A 21,359-nucleotide genomic window follows, 5' to 3' on the forward strand; every position below is an offset into this window, starting at 1 on the left:
TCGGGTGACTTCCTGGACCTTAGCCTCACAGCGGAACGCATGTGTGCGGGGGCCGTTACTCAGCCGTTGTAAATGGAAAATTGGAGAGGAAAGTCATGGCGGACGGCCCAACTGTTGTAAACTCTGGAGGCGGCGGCACCGTCGTCGCCATTGTTCTCGGAATCATCGCAATTGTTGTCTTGTTGTTCTTCACAGGCGTTATCAATATCCACGGCGGCAATGGGCAGGACATCAACGTAAAGGTTGAAGCGCCCAAGGTTGAGGCTCCGGCGAAGCCAGCAGCACCTGCACCGGCGGCACCAGCTCCGGCACCGCCTGCCAACGGCGGTTAACGCACGGGCTTGTTGTTGAAACCGATTACGCTCGGCGAAATTCTTCGGGAGCTCGGTCCCCTCGATCGAGCTGACAATTAAGAGCCCGTCACTGCCTCCGTGGTGGTGGGCTTTTCGTTCCAGATGCACCGTTGGTGCGTGCGACCGCGCTGGCTGACAATCCCGGCGATCCGAACTGCGAGTGCATCGAGCCCGCCGCTGTAAATACTCGTCAAGACCTGTTCCGCAGCTTCAGCTCTTTGCGCAGTGCAACCGATCAGGTCTCCGCCGCCCAATGTTGCTGGCTTGTTGCGGACGCAGTCCCACACGCCCCATGATCCGTCAGCCTCGATATGGCAATAAAATCTATGCTGGTGATTTTCCATATAGCCCAACCGTTTAACCTGGGTTTTGGGTCCGCGCTATCCATGACAGTGGTTAATGGACCAGCGGCTGTGGCTTCCAAGAAGCCGGAACTGACCAGGCCTGAGAAACTGTAGAGCGTTGTGGCTCAGGTGGCGTGTCCGCCGCCGATCGACACTGAGCCCACGTAATCGCCGTGGGCTGGAATCGAGGCCCGCTGGCTCCGGCTGACGCGCCTTTCTCGTTTTGTCGCCATCTTCCGAACTCGAGATCGTTGCTCCTTCTGCAGGCTGACGGCTTATGACGTGACGCCTCGTGCCAGAATACCTGGCCAAGTCGCGCTGATCCACTTTCTGTCCGCAGTAGGGGCACGGGTAGATACGACTGTTTATGGCATCGAGCCACTCACCTTGCGCGACGAAGGCACCAGGATGATGATGACGGCCGCAGGGCTTCCTCGTTCGTATCGATTGAACGGGAGCCCGCGCCGACCTCCAGGGCCCGCCAACTATATGTTGCCTCCATGATCGACCCTTCCAAGCGCCAGGACGGCCATCCCGACGAGGCCATCGAACCGGCTTTTCAGGCCATCGAGGCACGCAGGGTTCCCTTGCCCGGCGGCTACCGACAAGGTGTGATCTCCGCGATCACCGTATTGCTCGGATTTTCGCTCCTCTTCCTGCGGTACTGGAATTTCGAAGCCGATGGCGGATGGACGATTGCCTCGATCCTGGCGACGGTCCTTCTCGCGCTGGCCATCGTTCTGCAACTCGTCGCATTGTGGCGTTCGCTGCTGCCACGCGACGACGACGAGCCGGTCTATCGGGTCACGCTGCGCTGGTTCCTTGCCTCGATCATCGCTCTTCTTGCGGGCGTGCTGCTGGCCGGGCTGACCGCCTCGCACGTCTTCAATCTTTGATCGAGGCGGTTCCGGCTGCGCGCCATCCGCTCCTGCGCCCCGAGCTCGTCCCTGGCCGCCTGCATGGGAAAGGCCCGCCGACCGGGAGTCAGGCGGGCCTTGGAGTAGTCGCAAAGGGACTGGCTTCGGACTGCTCGGTGATCCGTAGGATCACCTTCAATATGGTCCTCGGGATGAGTTGGCGCATCGGCCGAATAGATGAAAGAAGCAGCCCTATCCAAATTTCGTGGCGATCCTGCGCTGAGAATAGAGGCTAAGAATAGAGAGGGGCGGACGGCACCCGGACACGCATCCGCGCGGACCTCGTTTGGCCAGTGGATTGGCAAATTTCGGAGGGTCCGAAGGCTCAAAGCCTCCAATCCACCCAATTTAAGTCAGGCTGCGGCGCTTGAAGGCACAGCAATCTCTGTTACTTGCGGTGCCGGGGGTAGCATCCGCGGCAGTGCGGATTTTGGGTCGGGTAGAGTTGGAATGGCGTCACTGAAGATGATTTGCCCGCATTGCCATGGCGGCGGCAAGGTTTTCGATTGCTCCCGATGGAGCGCATCGAAAGGGCATTGCTGCCCGCAAGGGACGCATCAGACCAGTTGCCCAGGAAAGACCCTTATCTGCACCGAGTGTGGCGGCGTGGGGATGCTTGCGGAAGCCGAGCTCAGGGCCGTCGCCTAGTCGTTGCTTCGGCCGCCACGATGCGGACTGCTTTCGCGTCGCGATCGTGCCGCCATCCCTTGAAGAGATCCCGCAGGCTTTCGCGGCCCAGAGCGACTTCGCCCTTCGTGCAACGATAGGACGTGCCGCTTCTGGCGCCGCGTCACCGATTGCATTAGCATCACCTCATGGATTTCGAGGCACGGCTGAAGCGCTGCGCGGAATGCCGGGTGCCAGGCAGATCCTGACGGGCAATCGATGCCGCGGGGAGAAGGCCAATGCAGAAACTGCAATCGCAGGGCGTTCACCACATCACGCTGGTCGGCGCAGGGCGCCAGACCTCGATCGATTTCTGGGAAGGCGTGCTCGGCATGCCGTTCATCTTCGAGCAGCCCAACCTCGACAAGGCCAGCGAAAGCCATCTCTATTTCGATCCCGGCGACGGCCGGCTCATCACCGTCTTCACCGATGAGAGCCGCACGCCGGTCAAGCGCCGCACGCCGACCGATCCGGGCTGCGTGCATCATATCGCGTTCGCGGTGTCGCGCGTCACCTTCCTGCAGGCGGTCGCCAGGCTCGACGAGCGCGGCATCAAGCACAGCGGCGTCAAGGATCGAGGCTTCATGGATTCGATCTACTTCGAGGATCCGCTCGGCCTGCTGATCGAACTCGCTTCCTACCGCTTCGAGCCGCCGGCGGGTTTCACCCATGCCGAGGTGCTGATGCAGGCACACAGGCTGCGCGTCGCGCGTGGCGACTACAACATCGCCGAAGTGCATCTTGCCGACGCGATCCAGGCGCTTGTCGAAAGCTCCCGCGCGACCTTGTCGGACGACCGGACGCCGAAGAATCCATACTGACGGCCAACAAAACAGAGGGAGGACAACAATGGCAAAGACAAAGACAGTGACCAAGAGCGTGAAGAAACCGGCTGCCAAGGTAAAGCCGAAAGCCGCCGCCAAGCCTGCCGCACAAGCAGTCGCGAAGCCGGCGGTGAAGGCAGCGGCAAAGGCCGCGCTGAAAGCGGCGGCAAAACCGGCAGCCAAGAAGCCGGTGCCGAAGACCGCGAAGGCCAAGGCGGCGAAAAAGCCGGCGCTGAAGCTCAGCATGCTGAAGCCGAGCGTCAACAACATGACGGTGCGGGTATTTGCGCGCGCGGCAGGGTTCGATGCCGCCGAGACGGACGCCTGGGGTCACACGCGCTCGCCCGAATACATGGCCCGCAATCCGGCGCACTTGACGCCGATGATCGAGGACAAGGGGCTGCCCAGAGGCGTGCTTTGGGAAAGCTGCGCCATCATGCAGTATCTGGCAAACAAGTATGGGCTGGAGAAATTCTATCCCAAGGCGCCGGCCAGGCGGGCGATGATCGACAGCGCCATGTTCTACCTGATCGGCACACTCTACCCCTATGTGGCGCGCGCCACATATCCGGCGCTGGGGTTCCCGCAATATGCCGGCGAGGTCGGCCACAGCGATGCCCATCCCGACAGGAAGTCCGAGGCGCAGAAGGCCGCAATGGCGGCGATCGCCGAGCCGTTGGAGGTTTTCCATAGCTTCTTCAGGGACGGCAAGCCGTTCATCGGCGGCCAGAACCCGTCGATCGCCGACATCCGGCTGGCGGCGACGCTAGAGTTCCTGGCTGTCGTCGACTACGCGCTGCCGCAATGGGCCACCGAATATATGGCGGCAATCGAGAAGAAGCTCGGCAAGGCCTACGCCGAGCCGGCCGGCGACGTGCGTGGCTACATCGCCTATGTGAGATCGCAGGCGAAGGCCTGACGTTAACGATTCGTTAACCAAAGCCCTATCTACTGTCAGGAATTCGCCGCGCGACCACGGATGTACTGGCGCAATATCGGTGAAAGGAAAGGTCGGCTCCGTGCCGGCCTTTTTGCTTTTCCGAGCCCATGCCTGGACATCGCGCGACGGTAATCAGACAAGCCGGGAGCATCAACTTTTCGCGTCGGATATTGTCATCGTCGACGTCGGCTCTAACATCCCTTTTGGCGAATCCGGCTGGAATGCCGGCCTGGAGTGAGATGTGGGTTTGCGATGAAATGCATGGCGGCAATGCTGATGATCGCCGGTGGGATGCTCGCCGGGACGCTTCTCCCATCGCGGGCCGCGACGCTCAACACAATGGATGATGTCGGGGCCGCGATCCAAGCGTGCTGGACGCCGCCGGCGGACGCGGGGAATTCCATCGTCACCCTGAGCTTCAGCTTCAAGCGCGACGGCTCGCTGATCGGTCCGCCACGGCCGACCGCCGCGAAGGTCGCCGGCGATGACAAGGCGCGGAAGGCGTTTATCGAAGCGGCTATTGCCGCCGTCAAGAATTGCACGCCTCTGACTTTTTCACCGGCTTTGGCGCAGGGCATTGGCGGCAACGTCTTCACGTTGCAACTGACTTCCCCGAAGCAATAGCAGTTCCCGCCTACCTCAGCGGGAAGTGAGAGTTAGCGGGAAATGGCGCACCTGGATTCGTAACCCTCGTCAGTGCCGAGGAAATGCTTCAAAAAGCAGATCGACTATCAGGGCTTCACCCCGCCACTCAGGTTCTTCCAAACCAACGGCTCAGTGGCTCAGGCGCCGTACCTTGGCATGCCGGGCCAAATCTGGTGTTTCGAAGACGTAGTCGCTCCAGGCCGATTCCGGAATTTGTCCAGCCAGATAGCATTCCAGCAACAGATTTTGCTCGGGATTGAGCGGTCGCGGCGCGCGCTCGTGATCCAGCCCGAGCGAATGGAAAAGGTTCCTTGTCAGTTCCGATACCGTGAAGTGGATCGACATCCGCGTTCTCCTTTGGCCATCAACGCCGCAGTCAGGCAAAGGTTTCAGCGCCATGCACCGGTAACGCCGGATTGATCGTTCCGGAAGGCCATGGCCTGTCAGCGTCGACAGCCGCCGGTCTGGTCGCATTGTCTTCCGGTTCGTCTCAATCTTGAAATAAAAACGTAATACCGAATTTACAGGAGCCCTTCTACTACAATAGATAAAAGTCTATTTGGAACGGAAAGTCATTCATATTAGGTGTAGCTCATTTAGTTGAAGATTACTCAAGTAGAAATAGTGCCTTCCCACGTCGTCAGCAACAGGGACAGTGTCGTCGCGATGATCCGTTTCTGGCTTCTCATGATGGTCGCGCTGGTGACGGTGGCCGCCTTTGCACTCGGCACGACGTCTTCCCATGCGGATAGTTGCAGCGCGATCAGAAGCCAGTTGCTTTCCGGGGGCCGCGGCGGGGACGTGAGCCCCGAACTGGCGCAACTGCGCCGCCAGCTTGCGGCGATCCAGGGCCTGGAGAGGCAGCGCAGGTGCACGGCGCAAAGTGCCACGGGCGGCTTCTTCAACGCTTGCGCCGACCTTGCCAGAAACCGGACAGAGGTGCAGCGCCAGATGGCTGCCGCGTCCAATTCCGGCCGGGACATATCGGGCCTGCAGGCTCGGTTCGCGCTCGGCTGCACGTCCGGGGCGAAGGAGCAGCGCTCGGCACCGAAGACCCAATCCGCAACGGGTGGAGCAACCTATGCCGGCAATGCGATGCTGTTTTGCGTGCGGCTGTCGGACGGATATTTCTTCCCGGCGCCAAAGTCACAATTCGCCGGAAGCGGCGATCTCAAGGGAATGGCCGATCAGTGCCGTTATATCTGCGATGACCCGGCCGTCGATCTCTACACGTTGAGCGATGCCAGTCTGGAAACCGAAAAGATGGTCGCGCTCGATACGCGCAAGCCCTACACCGAACTGCCATCGGCTTTCCGCTATCGGGACGATGCAAATTTCAAGGCCTGTGACGTCAAACGTTATTATCAGCGGGTTGCCGAACTCAGGGCAAGGACGGTGACGCCGACAGACATGTCCAATGCCATCATTCCCCTGCCTCAGCCGAAGCCGGACCTAGGCAGCGTCGCGGCAATCCCGCAGTCCGGCGCCGGAGCCCCGGGTGTTGTCCAATTGCAGTCGATCGAGGCCGGCAAGCGGACCGTGCGCGTGGTCGGCCCGGCCTTTTTCCCGGCGGAATAAACCACGTCCTTCATCCCGTTCCGCGGATACAGATTGCAGCGGGTTGTCGGTGCGGCAGCAAAGCTGGAACGGAGGGGGCGCTCACGGCGTTGTGATCGACATCAGCCAGGAGAAACGCCATGGCCACGTTCCGGGAAATGCGGGTGCAGGAAATCGTCGAGGACGAATCCCTGTCCACCGAACAGAAGATCGCCGAGTTGCGTGAGATCGAATCCGAGGCCCGTGGGCTGCAACGGGCAGCTTCGGAGAGTTCGATGGGTGATGATGACGGTTGGCAGGACGATTTGCGCCAGGTTCGGTTCGCGCTCGACAAGCTCGGCGCAAAGGAGCCGAAGAAGGGCGCGGCATCGCTGTAGGGGCTGTCCGCGACTTCGGTTTGTACTTCCAGGGATCAGTCGCAGACCATGCGGACTCGCTGACCCGGTGCGCTTACGTTCCTGCACGCCAGTTGTTTTTCCGGCTCCGACGACGCGGGCGACGGCGGTGAAAGCCTCGTCTGGTGTCGTCTCCGTACGGCAGGTTTCGAAATCCTGCGTTCGGAAAATTGACCGGGGGGCTGCGGCGGCACCGGAAAGGCGTCATTGTCGACCTGCGGCGCGTAATCGACATTGGGGGGCGGCCGTTCCCAGAAGCGCCTGGCGTCGAGCGGCCGCGGGATGATGACCGTGCCGTCATAGCTGCGCGAACAGCCACTGCCGAAAAGCAGTGTCACGCCCAGCAAGAAAGGCCCTATCCGTGCGTACATTAGCAACACCCCTGTATGAGCTTATAACGCGGCCTTGGTCCGCACGACAACCGGGCGGAATAACGCAGGCGGAGCGTGCCGGTCGTGCCGTTAAGGTTAGCGGATCGTTAATGCTTCTCGGGCACATTCCGCCGACGAACCGCGGAGGGAGGGTTCGACCTTGATTTTCGGGGTGGGGACAGCATGGCGGAAGCGGACGAAGCAATCGGTGCGCGCGGCAAGCGTGGGTCCGGCAAGGCGGTGCATCGCGATGACGCGCCAGCGTGCGCGGACATGGATTCGGCCGACGCGCTTCGCCAACTGGTCGAGGCAGGCTCGGACTGGATCTGGGAAACCGACGCCGAGCTGCGATTCTCCTGGCTTTCACCCACCTATCAGGCGGCCACCGGCATCGATCCGGCTGATGTGCTCGGCCGGTTCCGCTTCGATTTCCTGAACCAGGTCCTGAAAGGCAAGCGCAGCGCGGCGGCGCATCTGGAGGATCTGGAGGCACACCGGCCTTTCCGCGACTTCGTCTATGAACTGAAGGGCGGCCGCGCCGGCTGTCGCTGGGTGCTGACTTCAGGCTTCCCACGGTTCGACAGCGAAGGAAAATTTGCCGGCTATCGCGGCATAGGCCGCAATGTGACCGCACTGGCCAGCGCTTTCGAAGACATCGCGTTCGAAGACATGGAGCCGAGGCAGGAACCGCCGGTCGGCGGCGACACCGCCGGGCACCTTGCCGATCTCGAGCGGACGATGGACGCCATGCGCATGGGGATCGTGCTTCTCGATGCGAAGCTCGACACGCTGATCATCAACAAGGCCTATCGTGACATCTCCAAAATGTCGGAAGGCGATGTGGCCGTCGGCGCACCCTTCAGCCTGTTGATGGAGATCAATCGGCGCAATGGTATTTATGGCGACATCGCCCAGCCGGATTGGGAGCGCTATCTCGCCAGCCGGCTGGATGAGATCCGTGCCGGCAGCGTTTCGGCACGCCAGTTCCGCCATGCCGACGGCAAGACGATGCTGTTTTCCATCACCGCCTTGTCGGGTGGCAAGCGACTGCTGACCTATTACGACGTCACCGAGCTGAAGCTGCGCGACGCCGAGCTCGCCGATGCTCTGGAAAAGGCGCGGCTCGCGGAGGCGGTGATCAACGCCGTCGAGGATCCGATTTTCGTCAAGGACGATCATCTCCGGTTCGTCTTCGTCAACGAGGCGTTCGCGAACCTGTTCGGCCAGACGCCGCAAGCCATGCTTGGCAGACCGGGTGGCGATTTCCTCGGGCCGACCCAGGCCGCGCTCTTCGAACGCAGCGAACGGGAAGTCCTGTCGACGGGACAAATCTACGAAGTCGAAGAGAATTTCGACGATGAAGGCGCCGCTCGTTCGCGCATTGTCAGGAAAAACCGCGTCCGCATGGCAAGCGGCCGTGACTATGTCGCCGGCTTCCTCTTCGACATTTCCGACATGAAGCGGCGCGAGATCGAGGCGCAAGATGCGCGCAAGCATCTCGCCAGCGTGCTGGAATCGCTGCCGGCGGGCGTGATCATCTACGATCGCGACGACAAGTTCGTCTTCGCCAACCACAAGCTGCAGGATACGCTGCCGGCGCTGAAACCTTTCTGGCAGCCCGGCCGGAATTTTCGCGAGGCGTTGGAATTCGGCCACTCAGTCGGCTATTTCCGCTCGAGCGGCGATAGCGGGATCGACAGGCTTTACGAACCCGATCCCCAACGCTGGCTCGACAGCATATTGGCGCGCTATCGGCTGCCAAATTCTTCCTACGAGCGCCTCAATGCCGATGGACGCTGGTATCAGGTCTACGACATGCGCACCGATGACGGCACGTTCATCGGCGTGCGCGTCGACATCACCGATATCAAGAGCCGCGAAGCGGCCTTGCGCGACTCAATGCGCCAGATCGACCTGTTCCGGCACGTCATGGATGAGTTGCCGGTGGCCGCCTTCATCAAGGCGCAGGACCTGAGCATCGAATTCGTCAACAAGGCCTGGTGCGCGATCACGGGCCTCGCCAAGGAAGATGTCATCGGCCGGACCGACCGCCAGCTGTTTGGCGCCGCGGAAGCGGAAGGCTACAGCCATGACGACACCGATGTCGTGGCGACCGGCGCCGTGCGCGAGGTCGAGGAACCCGTCACCCATCGCGACGGCACGGTGCGGCAATTGATGACGCGCAAGAGCCGCCTGGTGGCGACGGACGGATCGGTGCATCTGGTCGGCTCCAGCACCGACATCACCGACGTCAAGGCGCGCGAGCGGGCTCTGGAAGAGAGCATGCGCGAAAACGAGGTGTTCCGCAGCCTGATCGACAATGTGCCGGTGTCGATCTACGCCAAGCGCTCCGACCTCAGGCAGTTCTATGTCAACAAGGGCTGGTGCGACCTCACCGGCTTCAGCAAGCAAGAGGCGATCGGCAAGACCGATGTCGAGATCTTCGGCCCTGATGGCGAGGCCTTCGTGGCCGGCGATCTGGCCGTGCTGCGCACCGGCGAAACCCAGGAGATCGAGGAGAGCGTGACGCTCCCCGACGGCAGCGTGCGCCACCAGTTCGCGCGCAAGGGCGCGATGATCGCGTCGGACGGTTCGCTCTACTTGATCGGATCGACCACCGACATCACGGAGCTGAAGATGCGCGAGGCGGAGCTCAGCGAGGCGCGCCAGCGCGCCGTGCTCGCCGACCGCGCCAAGTCGGAATTCCTCGCCAATATGAGCCATGAAATCCGCACACCGATGAACGGTGTGCTGGGCATGGCGGAACTGCTGGCCAAGTCCAATCTCGATCCGAAGCAGAAGACGTTCACCGACATCATCGTCAAGTCGGGCAACGCGCTCTTGACCATCATCAACGACATCCTGGATTTCTCCAAGATCGATGCCGGCCAGATGGTGCTCGATCCGGCGCCCTTCAACCTCGCCGAGGCGATAGAGGATGTGGCGACGCTGGTGTCGACGCGTGCCAAGGAAAAGGACCTCGAGCTCATCGTGCGCGTCGAGCCAGGGCTCGAAAACCTGTTTATCGGCGACGTTGGCCGCATCAGGCAGATCGTCACCAACCTGCTCGGCAACGCGGTGAAATTCACCGATGAAGGCCATGTGCTGGTCGACGTGACCGGCGAGAGGGTCCCGACCGGAACCAGGCTGACGATCTCGGTCACCGACACCGGGATCGGCATCCCCGAGGAAAAACTGAAGCTGGTCTTCGAAAAATTCAGCCAGGTCGACACCTCCTCGACGAGGCGGCACGAGGGCACCGGGCTTGGCCTTGCCATCACCTCACGGCTGGTCGAACTGATGGGCGGCGAGATCGGCGTCGAGAGCGCCGAGGGCAAGGGCTCGACCTTCTGGTTCACCGTGACGCTGCCCAGGGCCGGACAGCAGAACGGGCAGCGCATAATGCCGGTGGACGTGACGGGCGCACGGGTGCTGATCGTTGACGACAATGCCGTCAACCGGGCCATCCTGACCGAGCAGATGGTCTCGTGGACATTCGATTCCTGCGCGGCCGAAAGCGGCGCCGAGGGCCTCAAGGTGCTGATCGCGGCCGCCGCCTACGGCGTGCCCGTGGACTGCGTCGTGCTCGACTACCAGATGCCTGGGATGAGCGGCGCCGAAATGGCGCGCATCGTGCGCAACACCGAAGGTCTCGCCGACACGCCGATCATCATGCTGACCTCGGTCGACCAGTCGCTCGCCAACACCAGCTACCGCGATCTCGGCATCGACGCCCAGCTGATCAAGCCGGCGCGTTCCTCGGTGCTCCTGGAGACACTGGTCGCGACCATACAGCGCCATCGCCACGCCACGGATGGCCACGCCGCCCAGCCGCTCGCGGGCGAGGGGCCTGACGCTTCTCCGCCGCTGGCATTGTCCGAACAACGTGCGCAATTGCAGCCGCCACCGATTCGCCCCAGGCCGCCTGCCACAGGTGGTGGCGGACACAGGCTGGACATCCTCGTGGCCGAGGACAACGAGGTGAACCAGATGGTCTTCACCCAGATCCTTGGCGAAACCGGCTATGGTTTCGAGATCGTCGGCAATGGCCGCAAGGCGCTCGACGCCTTCGGCAAGCTCAATCCGTGCATGATCCTGATGGACGTCTCGATGCCGGAGATGAGCGGGCTCGAGGCGACCGCCGCGATCCGCCGGCTGGAGCACGAAACCGGCACGCATGTCCCGATCGTCGGTGTCACCGCGCATGCGCTCAAGGGCGATCGCGAGCGGTGCCTGGAGGCCGGAATGGACGACTATCTGCCCAAGCCGATCAGCCCCAGGGCCCTGCTGGAGAAGGTCGAGCGCTGGATCGGCGCCGGCCGCCAGGTCCAGCGCAGTGCGGGATAGCATCGCGTTGCCTGGTGCCAGGGATGTGAGAGGCAAGCCAAGGGAATCAATCGTGGATTTGCTGCCATGCCCGCGTGCAATGACTATGGTGCGATCGCACCATATCAAAGTCGGCACCCAGCCGAGACAATAGCAAAATCGAATTCCGCCCTTGCAGTTACGGGCGGGAGCAGCGACCGCCGGCAAAGAAGCAGCGTCAACCTACCCCAACGGACCTGTTTTTGGCGATGGCCCGGCCACGACACGCTCTGGCCTTGAGCAACGCACTCCCGCCCGGATTTTCTTCCCTTGATAAAGCCCCGTCGAATCCGGCGGCGGCTCCGGCTCGCGGGCGGCCCAAGCCCCTGATTCCGAGAGCAAACTCGGATCGGGCCGCGACCGCCCGATGCCACCGCCCTTGCCAGTGCTTGTGACGCGTTACCGGGCTGACACGAAACTGTCATGCGACTGTTATAATCGAAGGCTATTGGCCTCAGCGGGCGCCGGTTAGGAATGGCGCCGAGAGACCATCTTCCGAACAGGAGCAGGCCACATGAGACATTTCATCCGCTCGGCGGCCGTTGCGATTGCAATGGCTACGGCGTCTACCTTCACCCTTTCCGCGGCAATGGCAGCTGACCTTTCCGGCGCCGGCTCGACATTCATCTACCCGGTGTTCGCCAAGTGGGCCGACACCTACAAGAAGGACACCGGCATCGGCCTCAACTACCAGTCGATCGGTTCAGGCGGCGGCATCAAGCAGGTCATCGCCAAGACCGTGACCTTCGGCGCCACCGACAAGCCGATGTCCGACGCCGACCTGGAAAAGAACGGCCTCGTGCAGTTCCCGATGGTGATGGGCGGCATCGTGCCGATCGTCAACCTCACCGGCGTCAAGCCGGGCGAACTCGTCCTCGACGGCAAGACGCTGGCCCAGATCTATCTCGGCGCCATCACCACCTGGGACGACGCCGCGATCAAGGCTCTGAACCCCACCCTCACCTTGCCGTCGACCGCCATCGCCGTCGTGCATCGTTCGGACGGTTCGGGCACCACCTTCAACTTCACCGACTATCTGGTGAAGCTCTCGCCCGACTGGAAGGACAAGGTTGGTTCGGACACCGCCGTCGAATGGCCGACGGGTGTCGGCGCCAAGGGCAGCGAAGGCGTTGCCAACACCGTCAAGCAGACGGATGGCGGCATCGGTTACGTCGAATACGCCTACGCCAAGCAGAACAACCTGTCCTACTCCAAGCTGGTGAACGCTGCCGGCAAGGTTGTCGAGCCGTCGCTCGAATCCTTCGGCGCCGCCGCTTCGAATGCCGACTTCAAGACTGCCAAGAACTTCAACGTCATCATCACCAACGAGCCCGGCGACACCACCTGGCCGATCGCCGCCTCCACCTGGGTTCTGATTCACAAGGCCCCGGACGATGCCGCCGCCACCGGCGAAGCCCTGAAGTTCTTTGCCTGGGCCTACAAGGACGGCAAGGAAACCGCCAAGGCGCTCGACTATGTCTCGATCCCCGACAGCGTCGTCGACCTGATCAAGGCTTCGTGGAAGGCCGACATCCAGGCCGGCGGCAAGCCCGTCTACGCCGGCGAGTAACATCTTCCAAAGGAGCGCCGCGACCGTGGCGCTCCTTTCCCTTCAATCCGAAAGAGCCGAGCTTGACATGAGCGCTGTCCAGGAAGCCTTGCCAGCCGTCAGAGGTTCCCGCGATGCCACCGTTCGACGGTTCGCGCTGACCGACTCAATCTTCCACGCGACAACCCGTGCCGCCGCGATATTGGTGCTGGTGCTGCTTGGGGGCGTCGCGATCTCGCTGTTTGCCGGTTCCTGGCAAGCCCTGTCGACTTTCGGCTTTTCCTTCCTGACCAGCGAAAGCTGGAACCCGGTGACGGAGAAGTTCGGTGCGTTGGCCCCGATCTACGGCACCATCATCACCTCGGCAATCGCCATCCTGATCGCCGTGCCGCTTGGCATCGGCATCGCCATCTTCCTCACCGAGCTCTGCCCGCGCCCGCTGCGGCGCCCGATCGGCATGGCGGTGGAATTGCTGGCCGGCATCCCTTCGATCATCTACGGTATCTGGGGCCTGTTCGTGCTGGCACCGTTCCTGCAGACGACGGTGCAGCCTTTCATTATCAGCGTGTTCCACGGTATTCCGGGCCTGAACGGCCTGTTCGCCGGCCCTCCTTATGGCATCGGCCTGCTGACCTCGGCGATGATCCTGGCCATCATGATCCTGCCTTTCATCACCTCGATCACCAAGGACGTGTTCGATACGGTGCCATCGGTGCTGAAGGAATCGGCCTATGGGATCGGCTGCACGACCTGGGAGGTCACGCGCCGGGTCGTCATTCCCTACACGCGCATAGGCATCATGGGCGGCGTCATGCTCGCTCTCGGCCGCGCGCTTGGTGAAACAATGGCGGTGACCTTCGTCATCGGCAACGCCCACCGCATCAGCACGTCGCTGTTCGCGCCGGCAACGACCATCTCGGCGACCATCGCCAACGAATTCACCGAAGCCGTCGGCGATCTCTACACCTCCTCGCTGGTCGCGCTCGGCCTGATCCTGTTCGTTATCACCTTCCTGATCCTTGCCATCGCACGCTACATGCTGATGCGCATCGATGCCCGCACGGGAGCCTGACCGATGTCGACAGCCGCGTCGCTTCACCAAAGCCGCAAGCGCAAGAATGGCGTGATGATGACGCTGTGCGTCATCGCCGCCGGCATCGGCCTTGCCTGGCTGGCGCTGATCCTCGGCGCACTGCTCTACAAGGGCCTGTCGGGGGTCTCGCTGTCGGTGTTCACCGAAATGACCCCGCCGCCCGGTGACGCCGGCGGCCTGCTCAACGCTATCTACGGCAGCATCGTGATGACCATCATCGGCATCATCGTCGGCACGCCGATCGGCGTGCTGGCCGGCACCTACATGGCTGAATACGGCCGCTTCTCGAAGCTCACCACCGTGGTGCGCTTCATCAACGACATTCTTCTGTCGGCGCCATCGATCATCATCGGTCTGTTCGTCTACGAGCTGATGGTGCGGCCGATGGGGCATTTCTCGGCGATCGCCGGTGCCGTCGCGCTGGCCATCCTGGTCATCCCGGTCGTCGTGCGCACCACCGAGGACATGCTCAATCTGGTGCCGAACGCGTTGCGCGAAGCCGGCACCGCGATCGGCGCGCCGCGCTGGGTGGTCATCCGTTCGGTCGCCTATCGCGCGGCACTTTCGGGCATCGTCACCGGCATATTGCTGGCCATTGCCCGCATCTCCGGCGAGACCGCACCCCTTCTTTTCACGGCGCTGAACAACCAGTTCTGGTCCAGCAATCTCAACGCGCCGATGGCCAGCCTGCCAGTCACCATCTTCCAGTTCGCTCTCAGCCCCTACGAGGAATGGCAGCAACTGGCCTGGACCGGCGCACTCATAATCACATTGACGGTTCTCGCGCTCAGCATCTTTGCGCGCAGCCTGACAGGACGCAGAGAGGACAAATGAGCCAGATGTTGTCTCCAGACATGACGATCGCCGCCGAGGCGGCGGCCAAGGCCAAGATCGAGGTCAAGAACCTCAACTTCTACTACGGCCAGTCGAAGGCGCTGAAGGATATCACGCTGTCGCTGCCCGAGCGCAGCGTCACCGCCTTCATCGGCCCTTCCGGCTGCGGAAAGTCGACGCTGCTGCGCGTCTTCAACCGCATCTACGAGCTCTACCCCAAGCAGACCGCCGAGGGCCAGGTGCTGCTCGACGGCCAGAACGTTCTCGACCGCTCGCAGGACCTCAACCTTTTGCGCACCAAGATCGGCATGGTGTTCCAGAAGCCGACGCCGTTCCCGATGTCGATTTATGAGAACATCGCCTTCGGCGTCAGGCTCTATGAGAAGATCAGCAAGGCCGAGATGGACGGCCGTGTCGAGCAGGCGCTGAAGCGCGCAGCCCTGTGGACGGAGGTCAAGGACAAGCTCAATGCCAGCGGCCTCAGCCTGTCGGGCGGCCAGCAGCAGCGGCTGTGCATCGCCCGCACGGTGGCGGTGAAGCCGGAGGTCATCCTGCTCGACGAGCCGGCCTCCGCGCTCGATCCGCTGTCGACCGCCAAGATCGAGGAACTGATCGACGAGCTGCAAGCCGACTACACGATCGTCATCGTCACCCACAACATGCAGCAGGCGGCGCGCGTCTCGAAGCAGACCGCCTTCATGTATCTGGGCGAACTGGTCGAATTCGACCGTACCGAGAAGATCTTCACGTCGCCCCGCGAAAAACGCACGCAAGACTACATCACCGGCCGCTTCGGCTGATCGCACGCATTACGAGGACCAGGATCATGGCCGAACACACAGTCGCAGCCTTCGACGAGGATCTCGGACAGATCAGCAGGCTGATCAGCGACATGGGCGATCTCGCCGGCTCGATGGTCGGCGGTGCCACCAAGGCGCTGTTGAATTCCGACAATGCGCTGGCACAGCGCGTGGTCTCCGACGACGCCATCATGGATGCACGCCAGCGCGAACTCGACGATCGCGCCATCACGCTGATCGCCAAGCGCCAGCCGATGGCCGACGATCTGCGCCATGTCGTCGGGTCGATCCGCATGGCCGGCGACCTCGAACGCATTGGCGACCTTGCCAAGAACATCGCCAAGCGCGTCGGCACCGTCGGTCTCGCCGCAACGCCGCGCGACCTGTCGCATTCCATCGACGCCATGGCGCAACTGGTGCTGATCCAGGTGCAGGGCGTGATCGAGGAGTATGCGGCGCGCGATGCCGCCGCGCTTGCGAAGCTGCGCGCCGACGACGAACGCATCGACGTCAAATACACGTCGGTGTTCCGCGAACTCCTGACCTACATGATGGAAGATCCGCGCAACATCACCGCTTGCACGCATCTGTTGTTCTGCGCCAAGAATCTCGAACGCATCGGCGACCATGTGACCAACATCGCCGAGAACGCGTACTATGTCCTGACCGGCACGCAACTGCCCGCCAACCGCCCCAAACAGGACGAGACGGCGATGTCGGCGCCGGCGGCTTGACGCAAGAGGTGACCAATCGATGATCGCGCCACGCATTATGGTGGTGGAGGATGAGGAGCCGCTGGGAGTGCTGCTCCGTTACAATCTTGAATCCGAAGGCTACCAGGTCGAGGTGGTGCCGCGCGGCGACGAGGCTGAAATCCGCCTGCAGGAGAACGTGCCCGACCTTCTGGTGCTCGACTGGATGGTGCCGGCGGTGTCCGGCATCGAACTCTGTCGGCGCCTGCGCATGCGGCCCGAGACCGAACGGCTGCCGATCATCATGCTGACGGCGCGCGGCGAGGAGAGCGACCGCGTGCGCGGCCTTTCGACCGGTGCTGACGACTATCTGGTCAAGCCGTTCTCGACGCCGGAATTCATGGCCCGCGTCAAGGCGCTGCTGCGCCGCGCCAAGCCGGAAGTGCTGTCCAGCGTGCTCAAGGTCGGCGACATCGTGCTCGACCGTGAATCGCACCGGGTCTACCGCAAGAAGAGCGAGATCCGGCTTGGGCCGACCGAATTCCGCCTTCTGGAATTCATGATGCGCCATCCCGGCCGCGTGTTCTCGCGCAGCCAACTGCTCGACAATGTCTGGGGTGAGACGATCTATATCGACGAGCGCACCGTGGATGTGCATGTCGGCCGCCTGCGCAAGGCGGTCAACAATGGCCGCATGCCCGACGTCATCCGCACCATCCGTGGGGCAGGCTACGCGATCCGTGAGGATTAGGTCCTTGGCGCGGAAGCGTTGACGGGTTGCATCCGCTCCCGGATAGAACGCATTTGGTGTTGGCTCAGAGCTTATGGCTTCGTCATCCCAGGGTCTCCGCGACGGAGCTTCGCTCCTGCTCCGGCCAGGGATGACGACCTCGAGGGGGCTCGGCCAATCTCCAGCGCTGATCTGTGGGATCGGCACAGGCGTTCGCTCAAGCCACATTCTTCCCAGCACTCCCTCTCGCCTGCACGCCCGGCGCGAAGATTTCCTGATCGACGAAGGTCAGTGCGCGCATGGCACAGCCCTCGCGGATCAGGGGCAGCTCGTTCGGTTCGGTGTCGAACGAAATCGATTTCGAGTGCTGGCCGCCAGCGGTCTGGGCGATCGCCTCGCGCAATGCCGGCTCGATCAGGTCGAAGGCGGCGGCGCTGACGCCGACCATGGCCACGGGGGCGGGATCGATCAGCGCGAACAGGCTGCCGAGGCCGTAACCCAGTGCTTCCCCGGCCTTGCGATAGGCTTCGCGCTCGGGCCCGGCCCGTTCACGTGCCGTGGCGGCGAGCGCCCGCATCTGCGCATCGCTGACATCGGCGACCGGCTCGGTGTCCTCGCCAAGCTGCCTGGCATTGCGCCAGATGGCGTAGTTGCCGGCATAAGCCTCGACGCACCCGCGCCGCCCGCATCGGCAGAGCGCGCCGCCTGGCCGATGGATCATGTGGCCGAACTCGCCGCCCGACGAATGGGTGCCGGTGAACAACTCGCCCTTCAGCACCAGGCCCATGCCGATGCCGTGCGACAAAAGGATGGCGATGAAGTCGTCGCGGTAGCGTTCGGGGTCGCGCCAGCGCAGCGCCACGGCCATCATGTTGCAGTCGTTCTCCATGGTGGCCGGGATGCCGAACTCGGCTTCCAGTATGTCGGCGAAGGCGATATCGGTCTGCGGCGTGATCGGCGACCACAGCATGGCCCTGGCCTCGGTGTCGGTGATGCCCTGGATCGCCAGTGCGATGCGGGCGACGCTGCGCACGTCGATATCGGGATCCTCGAGGCGGCGCCGTACAATGGCGACGCATTCACCGATCAGCGCCTCACGCGACATGGTCAGCGTGTCCAGCCGGCGCTGTTCCTCCGATATCACCTGGCCGGCATAGTCGATGACGGCGACGGACAGGAAATTCAGCGACAGCACCACGGTCATGATGGCCGCGGCCTCCGGGTTGAGGCCGAGGCCGACCTGTGGCCGGCCGCGTTTGAGCGCACCGGCCTCGCTCGGCTTGCCCTCGGCCAGGATGCCTTCGCCGATCAGGTCGGAAGAGATCGCCGATATGGTCGAATGGCTGAGGCCGGTGGTCGCGGCGATCTCGGTGCGCGACGGTTGGCCGGCCCGGCGCACGGCCGCAATCACCATGGCGCGGTTGCGCCGGCGCAGATCGTCGTGGCGGATTCCGACCGACATACTTTCCCACATCCTCCCCGGTCGCCGCGGTTCTTCCTGCCCCTCGAACACTGCCGGCAACCGGGACAAATACTGGCAGAAGCGGATGGTGCTGTCATTTATTTATTGCGGGGCTCGAAAAAAAGTCCGCGACACCTCAATATCCATCAGAATCGATGTTGACAGCGTTTCGACGATGGACCAGTATTTTTTTTGAGGCTCGAAAAAATAGAGCCTCTGTGCCGGCCTTCGGGTCAGTTTGGTCGCGCCATACGCGGCGCAGGGAGGATATCATGAAGAGATTCACGGCCGCCATCCTGGCGGGTGTCGCCATGTCGCTGACGCTTGCGTCGGTCGCGCAGGCGAAGGACAAGGTCATCGGTGTTTCGTGGTCGAACTTCCAGGAAGAGCGCTGGAAAACCGACGAGGCCGCCATGAAGAAGGCGATCGAGGCCGCCGGCGACAAGTACATTTCCGCCGATGCGCAGTCCAATCCCGGCAAGCAGCTTACCGATGTCGAGAGCCTGATCTCGCAGGGCGCCAACTCGCTGATCATCCTGGCGCAGGATGCTTCGGCGATCGGCCCGGCGGTGCAGAAAGCACTGGACGAAGGCATTCCGGTCGTCGGCTATGACCGACTGATCGAGAACAAGGACGTCTTCTACCTGACCTTCGACAACAAGGAAGTCGGTCGCTTGCAGGCCAGCGCGGTGTTCAAGGTCAAGCCGGAAGGCAACTATGTCTTCATCAAGGGCTCGGGAGCCGATCCGAATGCCGATTTCCTGTTCTCGGGCTCGATGGAAGTGCTCAAGGCGGCCATCGACAGCGGCAAGATCAAGAATGTCGGCGAGGCCTATACGGACGGCTGGCTGCCCGCCAACGCCCAGAAGAACATGGAACAGTTCCTGACGGCCAATGACAACAAGGTCGATGCCGTGGTTGCCGCCAATGACGGCACCGCAGGCGGTGTCGTCGCGGCGCTGACGGCGCAAGGCCTTGCCGGTACCGTGCCGGTGTCGGGCCAGGACGGCGATCATGCCGCGCTGAACCGCATCGCGCTCGGCACCCAGACCGTGTCGGTGTGGAAGGACGCGCGCGAGCTCGGCAAGAATGCCGCCGAGATCGCCTCGCAGCTGGCTGACGGCAAGAAGATGACCGACATTGCCGGCGTGAAGGATTTCACGACACCTGGTGGCAACACCGTCAAGTCGCTGTTCCTGACCCCTGTCGCCATCACCAAGGACAATCTCAATCTCGTCATCGATGCCGGCTGGATCAAGAAGGACGAAGTCTGCGCGGGCGTCGCCGCCGGCAGCGTCGCGGCCTGCAACTAGAACGGCGCAGCACGGTTCGACATCGACGCCGCGGCCCAAAAGCCGCGGCGTTTTCTCAAAAAAATTTGTGTTTCCGCCTCAGGCGGATAGCTTCTAGGCTGCGTTCCGGCATCCGTGCCGGATGGCCGGCCGGTGGGAGGAAATCATGACCGACACGACGTCCAACCCGCAGGTCGACACCGCGCGTGCGTCGGAGCTTGGCGCGGTTGCCCGGTTCCTGAAGGCAACCGAGATCGACACCCGCATGCTCGGCATGATCGGTGCCCTGTTGCTGATCTGGGTCGGGCTGCACGTGATTTCGAGTCTGCGTCTGGGCGTCAATCCGCTCGATTTCGACAGCCGCACCTTTCTCACTCCGCGCAATCTGTGGAACCTGTCGGTGCAGACCTCCGCGGTCGCCATCATGGCCTGCGGCATGGTGCTGGTCATAGTCATGCGCAATATCGACCTGTCCGTCGGCTCCGCCGAGGGCTTGATCGGCATGGTCATGGGCTTTGCCCAGGTGCATTTCCTGGTCCGGTTCGTCGGGCTTGAACTCGGCAATCCGTGGATCTGGGTTCTGGCGCTGGTCATCGGGCTGGCGCTCGGGCTGCTGATCGGCGCTTTCCAGGGTTTCATCATCGCCTATCTCGAAGTGCCGGCCTTCATCGTCACGCTGGGCGGCCTGCTGGTCTGGCGCGGTGCCGCCTGGTGGGTCACGTCAGGCCAGACCGTGGCCCCGCTCGACGCCACGTTCCAGCTGATGGGCGGCGGCCCGGCCGGATCGATCGGCGCCACCTGGAGCTGGATCGTCGGCATCGTCGCCTGCCTCGCCGTCGTGTTTGCACTGTTCAACGGGCGGGTGCAGCGCAAGCGCTTCCGCTTCCCGTTGCGCCCGGTCTGGGCCGAGACGCTGCTTGGCACCGTCACCTGCGCCGTCATCATGGGCGCGGTGTGGCTGGCCAATTCCTATCCGTGGCCCATCGGCATCGTGAACAGATACGCCGCCGCCAACAACATCACCGTGCCCGAGGGTGGCCTGTTCATCGCCCACGGCATTGCCATCCCGGTGCTGATGGCGATCGCCGTCGGGCTGATCATGACCTTCATCACCAACCGCACCCGTTTCGGCCGCTATGTCTTTGCCATCGGCGGCAACCCGGAGGCCGCCAACCTGGCCGGCATCAACACGCGCTGGATCACCATGAAGGTGTTCATGATCATGGGCGTGCTGGCCACGATCGCCGCCGCGATCTCGTCTGCCCGGCAGAACTCGTCGACCAACGTGCTTGGCACATTGGACGAGCTGCTTGTCATCGCCGCCGCCGTCATCGGCGGCACGTCGCTGGCCGGCGGCTCGGGAACGATCATCGGCGCCATGCTCGGAGCGTTGCTGATGCAGTCGCTGCAGTCCGGCATGGTGCTGCTCGGCGTCGACTCGCCGCTGCAGAGCATCGTCGTCGGCGCCGTTCTGGTCATCGCCGTCTGGCTCGACACCGTCTACCGCAAGCGGGTTTAGGGGGAGAAAGA

General features: G+C 62.7%; 20 protein-coding genes. 17 read left to right on the plus strand and 3 right to left on the minus strand.

The genetic code is table 11. The features are described 5' to 3' along the window. Positions 1-95: 95 nt before the first annotated feature. The 6 genes from AC07SZ_RS19505 to tolA all read left to right on the plus strand — a co-directional run bounded on the left by AC07SZ_RS19505 (position 96) and on the right by tolA (position 4,668). A complete protein-coding gene (locus tag AC07SZ_RS19505; RefSeq protein WP_494915499.1) occupies positions 96-332 on the plus strand; it encodes a hypothetical protein in 237 nt (78 codons plus the stop codon). Between the two features lie 865 nt (positions 333-1,197). Next, positions 1,198-1,593 carry a hypothetical protein gene (locus tag AC07SZ_RS19510; RefSeq protein WP_494915501.1) on the plus strand — a complete coding sequence of 132 codons (396 nt, stop codon included), beginning with the start codon at positions 1,198-1,200 and terminating at the stop codon, positions 1,591-1,593. A gap of 926 nt (positions 1,594-2,519) precedes the next feature. Next, positions 2,520-3,101 (plus strand): VOC family protein, encoded by a 582-nt coding sequence (locus tag AC07SZ_RS19515; RefSeq protein WP_172371973.1) that lies wholly within the window; start codon positions 2,520-2,522, stop codon positions 3,099-3,101. 28 nt (positions 3,102-3,129) lie between these two features. After that, a complete protein-coding gene (locus AC07SZ_RS19520) occupies positions 3,130-4,023 on the plus strand; it encodes a glutathione S-transferase family protein (protein WP_494915502.1) in 894 nt (297 codons plus the stop codon). Between the two features lie 79 nt (positions 4,024-4,102). Next, positions 4,103-4,282, plus strand: coding sequence for a hypothetical protein (locus AC07SZ_RS19525; protein ID WP_494915503.1), 180 nt, complete (start codon positions 4,103-4,105; stop codon positions 4,280-4,282). 14 nt (positions 4,283-4,296) lie between these two features. Then, positions 4,297-4,668 carry a cell envelope integrity protein TolA gene (tolA, locus tag AC07SZ_RS19530; protein ID WP_172371975.1) on the plus strand — a complete coding sequence of 124 codons (372 nt, stop codon included), beginning with the start codon at positions 4,297-4,299 and terminating at the stop codon, positions 4,666-4,668. A 150-nt stretch (positions 4,669-4,818) separates the two neighbouring features. On the opposite strand, the gene AC07SZ_RS19535 is transcribed toward tolA, so the two are convergent. Next, positions 4,819-5,034, minus strand: coding sequence for a hypothetical protein (locus AC07SZ_RS19535; protein ID WP_056575764.1), 216 nt, complete (start codon positions 5,032-5,034; stop codon positions 4,819-4,821). Between the two features lie 321 nt (positions 5,035-5,355). Between AC07SZ_RS19535 and AC07SZ_RS19540 the strand changes: the two genes are divergently transcribed. After that, the gene (locus tag AC07SZ_RS19540) at positions 5,356-6,267 is read left to right on the plus strand and encodes a DUF2865 domain-containing protein (protein ID WP_494915505.1); all 912 of its coding nucleotides are present in this window, start codon (positions 5,356-5,358) and stop codon (positions 6,265-6,267) included. Positions 6,268-6,386: 119 nt separating this feature from the next. Next, on the plus strand, positions 6,387-6,623 hold the full coding sequence (locus tag AC07SZ_RS19545; protein ID WP_056575770.1) for a hypothetical protein: 237 nt from the start codon (positions 6,387-6,389) through the stop codon (positions 6,621-6,623). 35 nt (positions 6,624-6,658) lie between these two features. On the opposite strand, the gene AC07SZ_RS19550 is transcribed toward AC07SZ_RS19545, so the two are convergent. Then, positions 6,659-6,979 (minus strand): hypothetical protein, encoded by a 321-nt coding sequence (locus tag AC07SZ_RS19550; protein WP_494915553.1) that lies wholly within the window; start codon positions 6,977-6,979, stop codon positions 6,659-6,661. 216 nt (positions 6,980-7,195) lie between these two features. Between AC07SZ_RS19550 and AC07SZ_RS19555 the strand changes: the two genes are divergently transcribed. The 7 genes from AC07SZ_RS19555 to phoB all read left to right on the plus strand — a co-directional run bounded on the left by AC07SZ_RS19555 (position 7,196) and on the right by phoB (position 17,096). Continuing rightward, on the plus strand, positions 7,196-11,359 hold the full coding sequence (locus tag AC07SZ_RS19555) for a PAS domain-containing protein (protein WP_494915506.1): 4,164 nt from the start codon (positions 7,196-7,198) through the stop codon (positions 11,357-11,359). A gap of 532 nt (positions 11,360-11,891) precedes the next feature. Then, complete coding sequence (gene pstS / locus AC07SZ_RS19560) at positions 11,892-12,947, plus strand: phosphate ABC transporter substrate-binding protein PstS (protein ID WP_081295023.1); 1,056 nt, start codon at positions 11,892-11,894, stop codon at positions 12,945-12,947. A 67-nt stretch (positions 12,948-13,014) separates the two neighbouring features. Beyond that, positions 13,015-13,998, plus strand: coding sequence for a phosphate ABC transporter permease subunit PstC (gene pstC, locus AC07SZ_RS19565; protein WP_056575776.1), 984 nt, complete (start codon positions 13,015-13,017; stop codon positions 13,996-13,998). A 3-nt stretch (positions 13,999-14,001) separates the two neighbouring features. Next, the gene (pstA, locus tag AC07SZ_RS19570) at positions 14,002-14,853 is read left to right on the plus strand and encodes a phosphate ABC transporter permease PstA (protein ID WP_056575779.1); all 852 of its coding nucleotides are present in this window, start codon (positions 14,002-14,004) and stop codon (positions 14,851-14,853) included. After that, positions 14,850-15,653: a phosphate ABC transporter ATP-binding protein PstB gene (gene pstB / locus AC07SZ_RS19575; RefSeq protein WP_056575782.1), complete on the plus strand. Its 804-nt coding sequence runs from the start codon at positions 14,850-14,852 to the stop codon at positions 15,651-15,653. The genes pstA and pstB overlap by 4 nt, the downstream gene beginning before the upstream one ends. 26 nt (positions 15,654-15,679) lie before the next feature. Continuing rightward, positions 15,680-16,387 (plus strand): phosphate signaling complex protein PhoU, encoded by a 708-nt coding sequence (phoU, locus tag AC07SZ_RS19580; protein ID WP_056575785.1) that lies wholly within the window; start codon positions 15,680-15,682, stop codon positions 16,385-16,387. 19 nt (positions 16,388-16,406) lie between these two features. After that, positions 16,407-17,096, plus strand: a complete 690-nt coding sequence (gene phoB, locus AC07SZ_RS19585; RefSeq protein ID WP_032917568.1) for a phosphate regulon transcriptional regulator PhoB — start codon at positions 16,407-16,409, stop codon at positions 17,094-17,096. A gap of 196 nt (positions 17,097-17,292) precedes the next feature. On the opposite strand, the gene AC07SZ_RS19590 is transcribed toward phoB, so the two are convergent. Then, positions 17,293-18,537 (minus strand): ROK family protein, encoded by a 1,245-nt coding sequence (locus AC07SZ_RS19590; protein ID WP_056575788.1) that lies wholly within the window; start codon positions 18,535-18,537, stop codon positions 17,293-17,295. Between the two features lie 272 nt (positions 18,538-18,809). Here AC07SZ_RS19590 and xylF point away from each other — a divergent pair, with 272 nt between their 5' ends. Both xylF and AC07SZ_RS19600 read left to right on the plus strand, forming a co-directional pair. Beyond that, positions 18,810-19,850, plus strand: a complete 1,041-nt coding sequence (gene xylF, locus AC07SZ_RS19595) for a D-xylose ABC transporter substrate-binding protein (protein WP_056575790.1) — start codon at positions 18,810-18,812, stop codon at positions 19,848-19,850. 145 nt (positions 19,851-19,995) lie between these two features. Continuing rightward, on the plus strand, positions 19,996-21,348 hold the full coding sequence (locus AC07SZ_RS19600; protein WP_056576524.1) for a sugar ABC transporter permease: 1,353 nt from the start codon (positions 19,996-19,998) through the stop codon (positions 21,346-21,348). Positions 21,349-21,359: the final 11 nt, after the last annotated feature.

Source organism: Mesorhizobium sp. GW821-FHT07A06, assembly GCF_059419085.1.

Excerpts from the sequence above, each read along its gene's own strand:
- AC07SZ_RS19505 (WP_494915499.1), top strand. The coding sequence starts at position 96 with ATGGCGGACGGCCCAACTGTTGTAAACTCTGGAGGCGGCGGCACCGTC.
- AC07SZ_RS19510 (WP_494915501.1), top strand. The coding sequence starts at position 1,198 with ATGATCGACCCTTCCAAGCGCCAGGACGGCCATCCCGACGAGGCCATC.
- AC07SZ_RS19515 (WP_172371973.1), top strand. The coding sequence starts at position 2,520 with ATGCAGAAACTGCAATCGCAGGGCGTTCACCACATCACGCTGGTCGGC.
- AC07SZ_RS19520 (WP_494915502.1), top strand. The coding sequence starts at position 3,130 with ATGGCAAAGACAAAGACAGTGACCAAGAGCGTGAAGAAACCGGCTGCC.
- tolA (WP_172371975.1), top strand. The coding sequence starts at position 4,297 with ATGAAATGCATGGCGGCAATGCTGATGATCGCCGGTGGGATGCTCGCC.
- AC07SZ_RS19535 (WP_056575764.1), bottom strand. The coding sequence starts at position 5,034 with ATGTCGATCCACTTCACGGTATCGGAACTGACAAGGAACCTTTTCCAT.
- AC07SZ_RS19540 (WP_494915505.1), top strand. The coding sequence starts at position 5,356 with ATGATCCGTTTCTGGCTTCTCATGATGGTCGCGCTGGTGACGGTGGCC.
- AC07SZ_RS19545 (WP_056575770.1), top strand. The coding sequence starts at position 6,387 with ATGGCCACGTTCCGGGAAATGCGGGTGCAGGAAATCGTCGAGGACGAA.
- AC07SZ_RS19555 (WP_494915506.1), top strand. The coding sequence starts at position 7,196 with ATGGCGGAAGCGGACGAAGCAATCGGTGCGCGCGGCAAGCGTGGGTCC.
- pstS (WP_081295023.1), top strand. The coding sequence starts at position 11,892 with ATGAGACATTTCATCCGCTCGGCGGCCGTTGCGATTGCAATGGCTACG.
- pstC (WP_056575776.1), top strand. The coding sequence starts at position 13,015 with ATGAGCGCTGTCCAGGAAGCCTTGCCAGCCGTCAGAGGTTCCCGCGAT.
- pstA (WP_056575779.1), top strand. The coding sequence starts at position 14,002 with ATGTCGACAGCCGCGTCGCTTCACCAAAGCCGCAAGCGCAAGAATGGC.
- pstB (WP_056575782.1), top strand. The coding sequence starts at position 14,850 with ATGAGCCAGATGTTGTCTCCAGACATGACGATCGCCGCCGAGGCGGCG.
- phoU (WP_056575785.1), top strand. The coding sequence starts at position 15,680 with ATGGCCGAACACACAGTCGCAGCCTTCGACGAGGATCTCGGACAGATC.
- phoB (WP_032917568.1), top strand. The coding sequence starts at position 16,407 with ATGATCGCGCCACGCATTATGGTGGTGGAGGATGAGGAGCCGCTGGGA.
- AC07SZ_RS19590 (WP_056575788.1), bottom strand. The coding sequence starts at position 18,537 with ATGTCGGTCGGAATCCGCCACGACGATCTGCGCCGGCGCAACCGCGCC.
- xylF (WP_056575790.1), top strand. The coding sequence starts at position 18,810 with ATGAAGAGATTCACGGCCGCCATCCTGGCGGGTGTCGCCATGTCGCTG.
- AC07SZ_RS19600 (WP_056576524.1), top strand. The coding sequence starts at position 19,996 with ATGACCGACACGACGTCCAACCCGCAGGTCGACACCGCGCGTGCGTCG.